Origin of the sequence: Microbacterium trichothecenolyticum, from assembly GCF_030818955.1 — a bacterium.
GTDB lineage: Bacteria > Actinomycetota > Actinomycetes > Actinomycetales > Microbacteriaceae > Microbacterium > Microbacterium trichothecenolyticum_B.
Genome location: NZ_JAUTBF010000001.1, coordinates 2,407,797 through 2,421,899, shown reverse-complemented (window position 1 = coordinate 2,421,899; position 14,103 = coordinate 2,407,797). Strand labels below are relative to the sequence as shown.

Genomic DNA, 14,103 nt, shown 5'->3' with positions numbered 1-14,103 from the left:
CGTGGGGTCCACGCTCGTCGCGGTGACCACGGACCGTCGGCGGTCCCTTCCCTTCGCCACTCTCACCCTCGCTGCCATCGTCATCGCGGTCAGCGTGGTCTCCATGAACGCGGGCGCCTTCCGAGGCGCGAGCGTCTACGACCTCCGCGCGATCGTGCTGACCCTCGCCCGGGTGGACGATCCCGCGACGCTTCCCGTCGTCGTGATCGCCGTCGTGCTCGTGTGCGGATGGGCCGAACGCCTCATGGGAGGCGCACGCATGCTGTTCGCCTACGCCTGCGGGGGCGTCGTCACGTCGGCGGCGGGTCTGGCCGTCGGGGGGTGGGAGACGAACCTCTTCCCCGCCATCCCGCTCGGCGAGTCGCCGGCCACGGGGGCGACCCCCGTCCCCGCGCTCCTGGCTGTGGCGATGGCCGCGAGCTGCTTCACGGGTGCCCTGTGGCGTCGCCGCGTCCGGGGGGCGTGTCTGGTGTCGGCGGTGACGGTGTTCCTTTATGCGGCGTCGGCGAGCGACCTGTTCTCGCTGCTCGCTCTCCCGGTAGGGCTCGGCGCAGGGGTGCTCCTCGGGGGCCGGAGAGCCGGAATGCGAGGGCAGCGCAGCTCGCATCACGAGGTCCGTGTCCTGCTGTGCGCTCTGACGGCGATCACCGCGGTGGGGCCGATCGTCGCCACCCTCTGGGGCAGTGGCGCCGGACTGCTCTCCGTCTACGGATGGCTGTCGTACGATCCGCTGGTCGTCGCCGATGCGGTGACGTGTGCGGCGGGCTCGACGATCGTCCCCTGTCCCGACGCGGCGAGCTACCACGAGCTTCAGCCGAGCGCCGGGTGGATCGCCGCCCTTCCGCTCGTCGTCCTCCTGGTCGCCGCGTGGGGCATTCTCCGCGGTCGGCTGGCCGCTCTGGGCGTGGCCATCACGGTCAACCTGCTCGTGTTCGCGGGGATGACCGCTCTCTTCGTCGTCTCGGAACCGGACATGCTCGCTCTGCTCGCCCAGGTCCGGGGTACCGACGCGTCGGGGGCGTGGCAGTCCCTGGTGGGCCTCCTCGCGGCAGCCCTGGTCCCCCTCGGTGTGGCCGTGACGCTCTTCGTGTGCCGCCGCTCGGTGTCGGTCCCGCCGACGACGAGCGCCGTCGGCTCGTTCTTCGCGTCGATCTCGATCGGGGCCGCAACGGTGTCGGTGCTGTCGCTCGCGGGCGGACTGCTCGCTGCGGCGGACTTCTCGCCACGGCCGACGGTGGGCGAGCTGCTGCGCGACGTCCCCCTGCGGCTGCTGCCGCCCTCGCTCCTGCCCGGCGGATGGGTGCACGCCGTCCCCACGACCGCCGTGTCGCAGGCCCTCTGGTATCTGCCGTCCGCCGTCTTCTGGACGGTGTGCGTGGCGGCGACCGCACGGTTGGTGTTCAGCCGGTCATCCGTGCAGGGCGCGGAAGATCGCGTGCGGGCACGGGAGATGCTGCAGCGCGGCTGCGGTTCCCTGGGCTTCATGGCCACCTGGCCCGGCAATACGTACTGGTTCGCCGGGGAAGCGGATGCCGGCTTCGCCTACCGTCTGCACGGGGGCGTGGCGGTGACGCTGGGCGGCGCTTTCGGCGCCGATCGATGTCGCGAAGAGATCGGGGCGGCGTTCGTGGAGTTCTGCGGCGACAACGGATGGATCCCGGTCTTCTACAGCGTCGACGATGCCGCGGCCACGGCGCTCGACGCACTGCAGTGGCGGCGGACACGGGTGGCCGACGAGGCCGTCCTCGACCCGCGAACGTGGACTCCCGCGGGAAAGAAGCGGCAAGACGTCCGCACGGCCACCAACCGCGCGCACCGGGAGGGCGTCCGGGCGCAGTGGGTGTCGTGGAGTGCGCTCACGCTCGTCGACCGCGTGCAGATCCGCGAGATCTCCGAGGCCTGGGTCGCCGACAAGTCGATCCCCGAGATGGGCTTCACCCTCGGCACCGTCGATGAGGCGGCCGACCCGGCGGCGCGGTTGATGCTCGCCCGCGATGCATCGGAACGGATCGTCGCGGTCACGACATGGATCCCCGTCTTCGGCGAAGAGGGGCTGACGGGCTACGCCCTGGATGTCATGCGCCGACGCCACGACGCCATGAACGGGATCATGGAGTTCCTCATCGGGGCGGTGGTCGAGCAGTTGCGGGCGGACGGCTGCACGCTGCTGAGCCTGTCGGGGTCGCCGCTGGCTCCCCACCGCGGCGGCGACACCGGAGATCTCTCGGCCGTCGACCGGTTCCTGGAAACGCTGAGCGGCGCGCTCGAGCCCGCGTACGGCTTCCGCTCGCTGGCGCACTTCAAGAACAAGTTCCAGCCGCAGTTCTGCCCCCTGTGGGTCGTCTACCCCGATGCCATCCATCTCCCGGCGATCGCCCTCGCCCTCCTCCGCTGCTATGTCCCTGGGCTGAGCCTCGCCGGCGCGGCACGTCTGGCGGTGCGCATGCGGACGTCGCGTCGGTCGTCGACCTCGACGGTGTGACGCGCCGTGGAACATCTCCGAAAAAAGTTCCGTCCGAGGTGAAAGGCCTCGGGGGGTGCCGGCCATGAAGGGGTACAGGCCGCGATGATCGCTCGTTCACCCGGAACGGGCTGCGGCGTCGACTGAAAGGTGCAGCTCATGCGCATTCGTACCCTCTCCGCTGTGACCGCCTCGATCCTCGCCGTGGGTCTGATGACCGGCGGAGCAGCTGCGTTCGCCGCCCCGCAGAGCGACACGTTCGTCGACGGCGTGCCCACCCCGCAGAGCGACACCTACGTCGACGGCGTGCCCGCCCCGCAGAGCGACACCTACATCGACGGCGTGCCCGCCCCGGCCGGCGATGCGGACGAGGCCCCCGACGCCGACGGCGTCGTCCTCGGCGGCATGCCCGCCCCGCTGATGCTCACCCCGGCCGACCTCGCCAAGGGCCCGGTGACCCTGCAGGTCGGGCAGACGCTGGTCGTCGTCCTCGACGCCGACAACGGCGGCGCCTTCACCGGCACCGGCGGCTCCGACGACGACAGCGTGGCGCACTTCGACGCCGCCGTCCTCAGCCCCGACGACGACGAGGTCTCGCTGAACGCGGCATTCTCCGCCGGAAAGGCCGGCGCCACGAAGGGCTGGATCGCCGGCGCCGACGGCCAGCGCACCACCTTCGACATCACCGTCGCCGCGGCCTGAGCGCTCGGGAGCAGGTCGGGTGTCGGCGGAGTGATCCGCCGGCACCCGACCGCGTTCGTCGGTGTGCCCGCTTCGCTCCCGCGCGCGCCGTGGTGCCGCGCAGAGCGCCCCTCAGTCGGTGCGCGTCTCGGCGCGCGTGGTGACCCGCGCCACGTGCAGCGCCAGGTAGAGCACCTCGTCCTCGGTGAGGCGCGCCCCGCCCATCTCGAGCAGGTAGCGCACGCGCTGCGCGCAGGCGTACGCGGCGGGATGCGAGGCGCGGATGCCGCCGAGCAGCTCGGCGGAAGGGTCGTCGAACAAGGCGTCGGCGTCCAGGCGCACGAAGAGGTAGCGCAGGTGCGTGACGAAGCGCGCGACGTTCATCGACTCGGCATCCAGGGTCACCCCCATCGACTGCGACACCACCTCCAGCACCCGGCCGATGCGCTCGGTCATGTGGATGGTGGGGGCCATGCCCTCCGAGGCGAACGCGGCGTTGACGAAATGCAGCGCGAACGAGATCGCCTCGTCGGCCGGGAGCACGACACCCAGGCGCGCGGCGGCGAGATCCACCGCCTCGCGCCCGACCGCCACCTCGCGGGGGTACAGCTGCGACACCTCCCAGCGCAGGGGGTAGTCCATCTCGATCCCGCGCCGGACGCGGTCGATCGCGAAGGCCAGGTGATCGGCGAGGGGGAGGATGAGCGCCTGCGACACGCGGATCCCCAGCCTGTCGTGGGCACGCTCGGCGACGAGGGCGGCACACCGAACGACGTCGAGGGGGATGTCCGACAGGTAGGCGGCGATCCTCTCGACCGGATGCCGGGAGTCGGGCCGGAAGACCTGGTCGATGACGGCGGCGTCGTCGAGGCGCTCGCCGCGCTTCCTCCCATGGGCGATGCCCTTGCCGAGCACGACGATCTCGACGTCGTCGTCGCCGCGCACGATGGCGGCGTTGTTGTTCAGAACCCGGATGATCTCCATTGCATCTTCCTTGGATGCCGCGGCGAGCCGCGGGGCGGGCGACGCGATGGGGTGGGGTCGGTGGGACCCCACCCTCATTGTCACGCTTCGGCGGTGGGTGCCGGCTCGAGCGCGCGACCGCGCGTGGCGATGACGTCGGCGTACCAGTACGACGACTTCTTCCGCGTGCGCGCGAGCGTGCGCAGGTCGTCGTCACCGCGGTCGACGTAGATGAAGCCGTAGCGCTTCGCGGCGCCCTGGTGGGTGGAGACGAGGTCGATCGCCGACCAGGGGCAGTACCCCAGCACCTCGACGCCGTCCGCGATCGCCAGGCGCATCTGCTCGAGGTGCCGCTGCAGGTAGTCGATGCGGTAGTCGTCCTGGATCGAGCCGTCCTCCTCGGGGGTGTCGAACGCGCCGAGGCCGTTCTCCGTCACCAGAAGGGGCAGGCGGTAGCGGTCCCAGAGGGCACGGAAGGTCGTCCGGAAGCCGACCGGGTCGATCTCCCACCCGAACGCGTTGGTCGGCAGGTTCGGGTTCTGCGTGGCGCGATACAGCCCCACCTCGCCGCGGACCATCTGCTGATCCCCGGGGCGAGCGGCAAGGTCCGCCGACGTGCCCGTGGATGCCGCGACGGTCTGGGTCGCGTAGTAGTTGAACGCCACGAAGTCGGGGCGGGCGGATGCCAGGTCCTCCAGGTCGCCCGGTTCGATCGTCGGCTCCCACCCGCGCTCGACCAGGTACGCCCAGGCGAGCGAGTTGTACCGGCCGTGCACGGCGAGATCGGTGTAGAGCCAGTTGCGCACCGCGTTCCAGTCGTCGGCGGCGACGACGTCGTCCGGCTTGCTGGAGGCCGGGTAGACGTAGGCGATGTTGGGGGCCGGTCCGATCTTCGCCTCGGGCAGCATCCGGTGGCACAGCGCCATCGCCCGGGACTGGGCGAGGAACATGTGGTGGTTCTGCTGGTACAGATCGCGCTTCGCGTCGGCGGCGTCGCCCGTGCTCACCCCGAGGGCGGTGCCGTGCAGGATCATCATGTTCTGCTCGTTGATCGTGAGCCACCAGCGCACCTTGTCGCCGTACTCGCGGTAGAGCACCTCCGCGTAGCGCACGAACGCGTCGGCGGTCGCCCGGTTCGACCACCCGCCCTTCTCGGCGAGGGCCTGGGGGAGGTCGAAGTGGTACATCGTCACGATCGGCTCGATGCCCCGGGCCAGCAGCTCGTCGATCACCGCGTGATAGTGCGCGACGCCGAGCGGGTTGATCTCGCCGTCGCCGTCGGGGATGATCCGCGTCCACGCGATCGAGAAGCGGTACGCCCGGAACCCGATCTCGGCCATCAGGGCGATGTCCTCGGCGTAGCGGTGGTAGTGGTCGCTCGCGACGGCGTAGGCCGTACGGTCGGCCCGGCCGACGTTGTTCGCGTCGATGACCGAGGGGCCCTTGCCGTCCTCGTCGATGGCCCCTTCCACCTGGTAGGCCGAGGTCGATCCGCCCCAGAAGAAGTCGGCGGGGAAGTCGGGGAGTTCGCGGTACTGCATCAGTTCTCCTTGGTCGCGACGAGGGCGGGAGCGCCCGCGGCGGCGGCGCCCAGGCCGGGCACCTCGAAAGCGCCGAAGTCGGTGCTGTTGATCACGACGACGGGGGTGATGGCATCCAGTCCCGCCGCGCGGATCGCCGCGAGATCGACGTCGACCAGGGGCGCCCCGGCCGCCACGGTGTCGCCGACCGCGACCCGCGGGGTGAACGGAGCGCCGTCGAGACCGACCGTGTCGATGCCGATGTGCACGAGCAGCTCGGCGCCGTCGGCGGTCTTGATGCCGTACGCGTGGCCCTGCGCCACGACGATCTCGCCGGCCGCGGGCGAGACGAACGTGCCGTCGGCCGGTCGCACGGCGAAGCCCTGCCCCATCGCGCCCGAGGCGAACGCCTTGTCGGGAACCTCCGAGAGGGCGACGATCTCGCCGCGCGCGGGGGAGAGGACGGTGAGCGACGCGTCGGCGGGCGACGCACCAGCGGGTGCCGCCTCGGCGGGGGCGCGCTCCGCCGCGGCGGCGGCGCGGTCCTTCGCCAGGTCGGCACGGCTGAACCCGAAGAAATAGGTGCCGATGGCCGAGAGCACGAAAGCGATGATCGTGCCGACGATCAGCCAGAGGAAGTTCGTCGGGTCGCCCGAGGGGTCGATGCCGATCGGCAGGGTCAGCAGTCCGGGTGCCCCGGTCGAGAACACCTTGACGCCGCCCGCGCCCACGATCGCGCCGCCGACGGCACCCGAGATGCCCGCGACGAGGAACGCGCGCTTGCGCGGGAGGGTGATGCCGTAGATCGCGGGCTCGGTCACGCCGAAGACGGCAGCGAGCGTCGCCGAGAAGCCGAGGGCCTTGGTCTTCTTCTCGCGCAGGCGCAGCGTCACGCCGAGGGCGGCACCGGCCTGGGCGAGCACGGCCGGGAAGGCGGCGGACTTCATGTAGTCGAAGCCGGTGTTGGCGATGTTGTTGATGAACAGCGGCACGATGCCCCAGTGCACGCCGAAGATCACGAGCACCTGCCACAGGCCACCCATCAGGATGCCGAGCACGATCGGCGAGAACTGGTAGGCACCGGTCATGAGGTCGGCCATGAGGGCGCTGACCCAGGTGCCGGCGGGGCCGATGGTGAGAAGGGTCACGGGGACGACGATCACGAGGCTGATGAGCGGCGTGATGAAGCTGCGCACCGCCTCGTGGATGAACCGGTCGGCCAGGCGCTCGACGTACGACAGCAGCCAGACGGCCAGGATGATGGGCACGACCGACGAGGTGTAGGTCTGCAGCAGCACCGGGATGCCGAGGAAGTCGACGGGGTTTCCGGCCCGCAGGTACTCCAGCATCGTCATCGGCACGCGCTCGCCGTCGACGACCCAGGTGACGTTGACGAGGTTCGTGTAGATGAGGGCGCCCGCGACGGCCATCGCGGTGAAGACGTTCGCGCCGAACTTGCGGGCCGTGGTGACGGCGAGCAGCATCGGCAGGAACGCGAAGAACGCGTCGGCGGTGGCGAACAGCACCTGGTACGTCGTCGACGTCGCGGGCAGCACGCCCGCGGTCGAGAGGATGATGAGCAGGCCCTTGAGGATGCCCGTCGCCGCCAGCACGCCGAGGATCGGCGCGAAGATCGCCGAGACGACGTCGATCACCCGCGAGAGGATGCCGACTTTCTGACCGCCCCCGTCCGCGGCGGGGGTGCGGTCCCCCTCGGTGAGCGAGGCGGGAAGGCCCGCGTACACCTTCGAGACGTTGTTGCCCACGACGACCTGGAACTGCCCGCCGTTCTCGACGACGGTGATCACGCCCGGGAGGGCGGTGACGGCATCCTTGTCGGCGCGGGCGCGGTCGCGCAGGGTGAAGCGCAGGCGGGTCGCGCAGTGCACGACTCCCGCGACGTTGTCTTCGCCGCCCACGGCGGAGAGGACGTCGCCCGCCAGGGTCGAGTAGTTGACGGTGGCCATGACCGTACTCCTTGTCGTTCGTCATCGAACTCGCGGAAAAAAAGGCAACAAAAAAGGCCCGAACTCTGACCAAGGGTGTTGGTCGAAGCTCAGGCCTTGCCTCGCTCGAAACGAGTTACATACCAGTGCTCGCATCACGAAGATGCTGCGGCGAGATTACACCGCACAGGTCGACGTGTCCACTGCCGAACTCGCCGGGAGCCGGCCGTGGCACGACACGCTCGTGCCGCCGTGCGTCACGCCGGCGTGCGTACCGCCGCGAAACGGTTGCGGCGTCGCAGCGCGAACCCCAGCTTCTCGTACGCCGCGATCGCGTTGACGTTCGCCGCCGCCGCGTGCAGCAGAGCCCGGTCGCCGCGCTGCTGGATGTGGAAGGCGACGTCGAGCACGAGGCGCGAGGCCAGGCCCTGGCGCCGGTGGTCGGCGTCCACGGCGACGGCGCTGATCTCGGTCCAGCCGGTGGGGTGCAGACGCTCTCCGGCCATCGCGACGAGCCGCCCCTGTCGACGGATGCCGATATACCGGCCGAGCTCGTAGGTGCGGGGCCGGAACGGGCCGGGCTGATTGCGCTCGACGATCGCGATCATGTCGGCCGCGTCATCGGCATCCAGCTCGATCGCCTCGTGGTCGGGTCGCGTTCGCAGAGCCGGAGTCTCGACGAGCTGCACGCCCTCGCCCCCGCCGACGTGCTCCCATCCTGCCGGGATCTCGCCGTCGTAACCCGACAGGCCGACCTCGGCGCCGGGCCCGACGAGGTCGCGAAGGGCGTCCCACACCCCGGGGTCGTCCCACGTGCGCACCGCGACGAACGGGGCGACGTCGGCCGGGTACCGCCGCACGAGGTCGCCACCGATCGCGAACGACGCGTGGGGTCCGGCGAGTGAGTGCCAGGCGGCGTTGTCGAGGACGGTGGCGTCGGCGTGCGGGATGTCGAGGGTCGCGGGGGAGGTCACCGGGCCACTCTGCGCCGGTTCGCGCGCGCGAGCAAACGTTCCGGCCTCCAGACGCCGCTTTGTGACGGCGCATGAAGGTGGACGTCGGTCGGTGACGATCCACGACATCGCGTTTCAGGCCGCTCGCATCCGGTCGCGTGCCGGTCGCATCCTCGGTGGACGGCATCGCGCCGCCCCCTCCCGAACGACGAAAGGACCCCGCATGAGCGCCCTCTCCCCGGCCCGCGGCGTGCTCGCGAGGTACGTCGCCACGCGCCTCGCTCAAGCGCTGCTCGTGCTGTGGGCGGCCTACACGCTGTCGTTCCTGGTGCTGTACGCGCTGCCGAGCGACCCCGTGGCGCTGCTGGCCGGAGGAGATGCGACCGACATCTCGCCGGAGCAGCTCGACGCCCTGCGCCAGCGCTACGGTCTGGACCAGCCGTTGTGGGTGCAGTACCTGCTGCACCTGCGCGGCATCCTGTCGGGCGACCTCGGTGCATCGATCTCGACCGGGCGTCCGGTGGTCGAGGTCATCGGCGAGGCCATCCCCCCGACGGCGCAGCTCGCGGGCCTCGCGCTCATCGTCGCCGTGCTGCTCGGCGCCGGAATCGCGATCGCGGCGACGCTGACGCGCTCGCATCGTCTGTCAGCGTTCCTGCTCGCCCTCCCGCCGTTGGGCGTGGCCGTGCCCTCGTTCTGGCTCGGGCTGGTGCTGATCCAGTGGTTCTCGTTCCAGATTCCGCTCTTCCCCGCGATGGGGGATAAGGGATTCACCGCGCTCGTGCTGCCCGCGATCACCCTCGCCGTCCCCACGAGCGCGGCCATCGCCCAGTTGCTCTCGAAGAGCCTGACGACCGCGCTCGGCGAGCCGTACATCGACACCGCCTGGGCCAAGGGCGCGGGCCGTGTGCGCGTGCACCTCGGTCACGCGCTGCGCAACGCCGCCCTGCCCGCCCTCACCGTGACGGGCCTGGTCGTGGGCCAACTGCTCTCGGGCACGGTGGTGACCGAGACGGTGTTCTCCCGTCCCGGCATCGGGCGCGTGACCGCCCTCGCGGTGCAGCAGCAGGACGTGCCGGTCGTGCAGGGCATCGTGCTGTTCGCCGCCGCCGTCTTCGTCCTGACCACCCTCGCGGTCGACCTGCTCTACCCGCTGCTGGACCCCCGCATCGTGCTGAGCAGCGCGTCACCGCGGCGGGTGCGGCGTCGCCCCGCGGACGCCACGGCCCCCGCGCCCCTCGAGACAGCGGCCCTGTGATGTCCGAGACCGTCGCCCTCGTCCCCGACCGTCGGGAGCAGTCCTTCGACGCGTTCGCCGCCACCGCGGTCGACCGCTTCGACGACGCCGTCGTCGCCCGCGGCTCCGGGTCCACGGCATCCCCGAGTCGTCGAATCCCCGCCGCGTTGCGCCGACCGCTGGTCGCCGCGTCGATCCTGTGGCTGGCGGTCGTCGTGATCGCGGCCCTGTGGCCGGCGCTGCTCGCCCCCGGCGACCCGCTCGGCGGCACCCCCGCCGACAATCTGCAGGCGCCGTCGCCGGCGCACCTGTTCGGCACCGACCAGCTCGGGCGCGACCTCTACACCCGTGTGGTGCACGGCACGGCCCTCACCGTGTCGGCGGCGGCCATCGCGGTCGCCGTGGGCGTGGTCGTCGGCTCGCTGATCGGGCTCGTCAGCGGCTTCGTCGGTGGGCGGACGGATGCCGTGCTCATGCGCGTCGCCGACGTGCTGCTCGCGATTCCCGGCCTCCTGCTCTCGCTCGCGATCATTACGGCGCTCGGGTTCGGCACCGTCAACGTCGCGATCGCGGTGGGCATCGCGAGCGTGGCCTCGGTGGCGCGCGTGCTGCGATCCGAGGTGTTGCGGGTGCGCACGGCGCCGTACGTCGAGGCCGCCCGCGCCTCGGGCAACGGTTGGATCGCGGTGCTGCTGCGACACGTGCTGCCCAACTCCATCGCGCCGGTCGCCGTGCTGGCGGTGCTCGAGTTCGGCACGGCGATCCTCGCCGTCTCGGCCCTGAGCTTCCTCGGCTACGGCGCACCGCCCCCGGCGCCGGAGTGGGGTGCGCTCGTCTCGGGCGGTCGCGACTACCTCCGCACCGCCTGGTGGCTGACGGCGCTGCCCGGTCTCGCCATCGCCGTCACGGTGCTGGCCGCAAATCGCCTCTCGCGGGGCCTCGACAGCGAAGGGCGGGCACGCCGATGAGCCTCCTCGACATCGACGGCCTCGCCGTCGCCTACCGCACACCCCGCGGCGACATCCAGGCGGTGCGCGAGGTCAGCCTGTCCATCGCCGCGGGTGAGACGGTCGCGATCGTGGGAGAGTCCGGCTCGGGCAAGTCCACGACCGTGCACGCGATCGTCCGGCTGCTGCCCGCCGCGGCGCGGGTCAGCGCGGGAGCGGTGCACTTCGAGGGTCGCGATCTCGTCGCGGCATCCGACCGCGAGCTCCGCGCCGTACGTGGTCGCCGGATCGGCTTCGTGCCGCAGGACCCGACGGTGAGCCTCAACCCGGTCGTGCGCATCGGCGATCAGGTCGCCGAGGTGCTGCGTGTGCACGGCCTCGCCGACCGGCGCACGGCAGCGGTCCGCGCGGTCGAGGCCCTCGAGCGCGCCGGGCTCCCCGACGCCGCCGTCCGGGCTCGCCAGTACCCCCACGAGCTGTCGGGCGGGATGCGGCAGCGCGTGCTCATCGCGATCGCCCTCGTCGGCGACCCCGCGCTCCTCATCGCCGACGAGCCCACGAGTGCCCTCGACGTCACGGTGCAACGGCAGATCCTCGACCACCTCGACGCCCTCAAACGCGAGCGCGGGTCGAGCCTGCTGCTCATCACGCACGACCTCGGCGTCGCCGCCGATCGCGCCGACCGCATCGTCGTCATGACCGACGGGCGCATCGTCGAGCAGGGCACACCCTCCGAGGTGCTCGGCTCTCCCCGGCATCCGTACACGCGCCGGCTGATCGCGGCAGCTCCCAGCCTGAACGTCGACAGGGCGCGGGATGCCGTTGCCCCGGGCACCGGTCCCGCGCTCCGCGGGGGCCTGGTGACGGATGCCGAGACCCCGCCCTCCACCGAGGACCGGGCCCCGGGGTCCACCTCCTCCCGCGCGACGGCGGCACCGTCGCGACCGACGGAGACGGCATCCCCCGTGCTCGAGGTCGACGACCTGGTCAAGGAGTTCGTGCTCCCGGGCGGTCGCGCGGTGCAGCGCGCGGTCGACGGCGTGAGCTTCCGCCTCGACCGGGGTCGCACGCTCGCTCTCGTCGGCGAGTCGGGGTCGGGCAAGACGACGACCGCGCGGCTGGCGCTGCGCCTGACCGAACCGACCGCCGGGCGCGTGCGCATCGACGGCGTCGACGTCACCGGTCTCACCGGCCGGCCGCTGCGCGAGCTCCGCCGCCGCGTGCAGCTGGTGCAGCAGAACCCGTACGCGGCGCTGAACCCGCGGTGGAGCATCGAGACGATCGTCACCGACCCGCTCCGGGCCTTCGGCGTCGGCTCCCGCGCCGAGCGACGGGCCCGTGCCGCCGAGCTGCTCGACCTCGTCGCGCTCCCGGCCGCGGCCCTGCGGCGGCGGCCGGCCGATCTGTCGGGCGGGCAGCGGCAGCGCGTCGCGATCGCCCGCGCCCTCGCGATCGACCCCGATCTGCTCGTGCTCGACGAGCCCGTCTCGGCGCTCGACGTGTCGATCCAGCACCAGATCCTCACCCTGCTCGCCGACATCCAGCGCGAGAGGGGCCTCAGCTATCTCTTCATCTCGCACGACCTCGCCGTGGTGCGGCAGATCGCCCACACCGTCGGCGTGATGCGCCGGGGCCGGCTCGTCGAGCTCGGCGACGCCGACCGCGTCTTCGACACCCCGTCGAGCGAGTACACCCGCGCGCTGCTGGATGCCATTCCGGGCCGTGCCCTCTCCGCACCCGAACCCGTCCTGACCCTGTCCCTGCAAGGAGCACCATGACCACCCGACGCAGCACTCTCGCGGCGGCCCTCGCCGTGACCGCCGCTCTCGCCCTGAGCGCGTGCGCGAACACCGCCGCCGCCCCCGGTGCCGACACGGCATCCGCCACCCCGGTCCAGGGCGGAGACCTGACGTTCGCGGTCGCGAACGACCCGATCTCGCTGAACCCCTCGAGCACCGGCTCGGGCAACGACACCCTGTACGTCACCCGGCAGCTCGTCGATTCGCTGCTGTACCAGAACCCCGAGACGGGCGCCCTCGATCCGTGGCTCGCGACCGCGTACACCTCGAACGCCGACGCGACGGAGTTCACCTTCTCGCTGCGCGACGACGTCACCTTCTCGGACGGCACGCCCTTCACGGCGGCCAACGTCAAGGCGACCTTCGACGACATCGTCGCCGCGGGCGCGCTGAGCCAGGCCGTCAGCAGCTTCGTCGGCTACGCCGGAACCGACGTGGTCGACGACCACACCGCGCTCGTGCGCTTCTCGAGTCCCAACGCGGCGTTCCCCAACTCCACCGCGTCGGTGGCCCTCGGCATCGTCGGCGACGCCACCCTCGCCGTCCCCTACGACCAGCGCGCCGACGGCAAGGCGGTCGTCGGGACCGGCCCCTTCACGCTGAAGACCTACACGAAGGACACCTCGACGGTGCTGACGGCGCGTGAGGACTACGCCTGGGCCCCCGCGGCCCTCGGCAACGACGGCCGCGCGCGGCTCGACTCCGTGACATTCCAGATCGTCCCCGAGGCGAGCGTGCGCACCGGCAGCCTGACCTCCGACCAGGTCGACGTCGCCGGCAGCGTGCAGCCGAACGATGTCGCCTCCCTCGAACAGGCCGGCTACCCGCTGGTGTGGCGTGGCAACCCGGGTATCTCGTTCGGGCTGTCGTTCAACCTGTCGCACCCGATCGTCGCCGACCTCGCCGTGCGCCAGGCCATCGCCGCAGCCGTCGATGCCAAGACCGTGCGCGACACCGCGTTGAACGACTACTTCGCGATCGCCACGAGCGCGCTCGCCGCAACCACCCCGGGCTATGCCGACGAGAGCGCGTCGTTCGGGTACGACCCCGACCGCGCCGCCGCGCTGCTCGACGCCGCCGGCTGGACGGCCGGGGCCGACGGCATCCGCGAGAAGGACGGTCAGAAGCTGCAGCTGAAGCTGTGGTGGATCACCAACTTCGGCCCCAATCAGACCTCGCTCGAGCTCATCCAGCAGCAGCTCAAGGCCGTCGGCATCGACATCCAACTGCAGAGCGGACCGGTGCCGGACTTCCTCGAGGCGCAGAAGAACGGTGACTTCGACATCGTGTGGGGAAACCTCTCCCGTGCCGACGGCGACGTGCTGCGCACCACCTTCTCGAAGGCCACGACGCGCTACCGCATCGACGACCCGACGTTGGAGGCCCTGCTGCAGAAGCAGTTGGCGATCAGCGACCCCGCCGCCCGCGACGAGGTGCTCGCCGAGGCGCAGGCGCGCATCGCGAGCCAGGTGTACCAGATTCCGGTGCACGAGCTCACCTCGATCCTCGGCACCCGCGACGCGGTGCACGGTGTGAGCCTCGGCGCGGACTCGCGTCTGGACTCGCTCGTGGCCGCGTGGAAGAGCGAGTGAGATT

General features: G+C 71.4%; 10 protein-coding genes. 6 read left to right on the top strand and 4 right to left on the bottom strand.

The genetic code is table 11. The features are described from left to right. The first annotated feature begins 1 nt into the window (after position 1). Both QE412_RS11430 and QE412_RS11425 read left to right on the top strand, forming a co-directional pair. Positions 2-2,482 (top strand): bifunctional lysylphosphatidylglycerol flippase/synthetase MprF, encoded by a 2,481-nt coding sequence (locus tag QE412_RS11430; RefSeq protein WP_307483684.1) that lies wholly within the window; start codon positions 2-4, stop codon positions 2,480-2,482. 138 nt (positions 2,483-2,620) lie between these two features. Next, positions 2,621-3,163, top strand: coding sequence for a hypothetical protein (locus tag QE412_RS11425; RefSeq protein ID WP_307483681.1), 543 nt, complete (start codon positions 2,621-2,623; stop codon positions 3,161-3,163). A gap of 111 nt (positions 3,164-3,274) precedes the next feature. Here QE412_RS11425 and QE412_RS11420 read toward each other — a convergent pair whose 3' ends face one another. The 4 genes from QE412_RS11420 to QE412_RS11405 all read right to left on the bottom strand — a co-directional run bounded on the left by QE412_RS11420 (position 3,275) and on the right by QE412_RS11405 (position 8,545). Next, positions 3,275-4,126, bottom strand: coding sequence for a PRD domain-containing protein (locus QE412_RS11420; RefSeq protein WP_307483678.1), 852 nt, complete (start codon positions 4,124-4,126; stop codon positions 3,275-3,277). Positions 4,127-4,206: 80 nt separating this feature from the next. Further along, positions 4,207-5,646, bottom strand: coding sequence for a glycoside hydrolase family 1 protein (locus QE412_RS11415; protein ID WP_307483675.1), 1,440 nt, complete (start codon positions 5,644-5,646; stop codon positions 4,207-4,209). After that, on the bottom strand, positions 5,646-7,592 hold the full coding sequence (locus QE412_RS11410) for a beta-glucoside-specific PTS transporter subunit IIABC (protein ID WP_307483672.1): 1,947 nt from the start codon (positions 7,590-7,592) through the stop codon (positions 5,646-5,648). The genes QE412_RS11415 and QE412_RS11410 overlap by 1 nt, the downstream gene beginning before the upstream one ends. 236 nt (positions 7,593-7,828) lie before the next feature. Beyond that, on the bottom strand, positions 7,829-8,545 hold the full coding sequence (locus tag QE412_RS11405; protein WP_307483669.1) for a GNAT family N-acetyltransferase: 717 nt from the start codon (positions 8,543-8,545) through the stop codon (positions 7,829-7,831). Between the two features lie 202 nt (positions 8,546-8,747). Here QE412_RS11405 and QE412_RS11400 point away from each other — a divergent pair, with 202 nt between their 5' ends. The 4 genes from QE412_RS11400 to QE412_RS11385 are packed head-to-tail and all read left to right on the top strand — an operon-like array spanning position 8,748 to position 14,099. Then, positions 8,748-9,782, top strand: coding sequence for an ABC transporter permease (locus tag QE412_RS11400; RefSeq protein ID WP_307483666.1), 1,035 nt, complete (start codon positions 8,748-8,750; stop codon positions 9,780-9,782). Continuing rightward, a complete protein-coding gene (locus QE412_RS11395) occupies positions 9,782-10,729 on the top strand; it encodes an ABC transporter permease (RefSeq protein WP_307483663.1) in 948 nt (315 codons plus the stop codon). The genes QE412_RS11400 and QE412_RS11395 overlap by 1 nt, the downstream gene beginning before the upstream one ends. After that, entirely contained in the window at positions 10,726-12,486 is a 1,761-nt protein-coding gene (locus QE412_RS11390; RefSeq protein ID WP_307483660.1) for a dipeptide ABC transporter ATP-binding protein, read from the top strand. The genes QE412_RS11395 and QE412_RS11390 overlap by 4 nt, the downstream gene beginning before the upstream one ends. After that, positions 12,483-14,099 carry an ABC transporter substrate-binding protein gene (locus tag QE412_RS11385; RefSeq protein WP_307483657.1) on the top strand — a complete coding sequence of 539 codons (1,617 nt, stop codon included), beginning with the start codon at positions 12,483-12,485 and terminating at the stop codon, positions 14,097-14,099. The genes QE412_RS11390 and QE412_RS11385 overlap by 4 nt, the downstream gene beginning before the upstream one ends. The last annotated feature ends 4 nt before the right edge of the window (positions 14,100-14,103 follow it).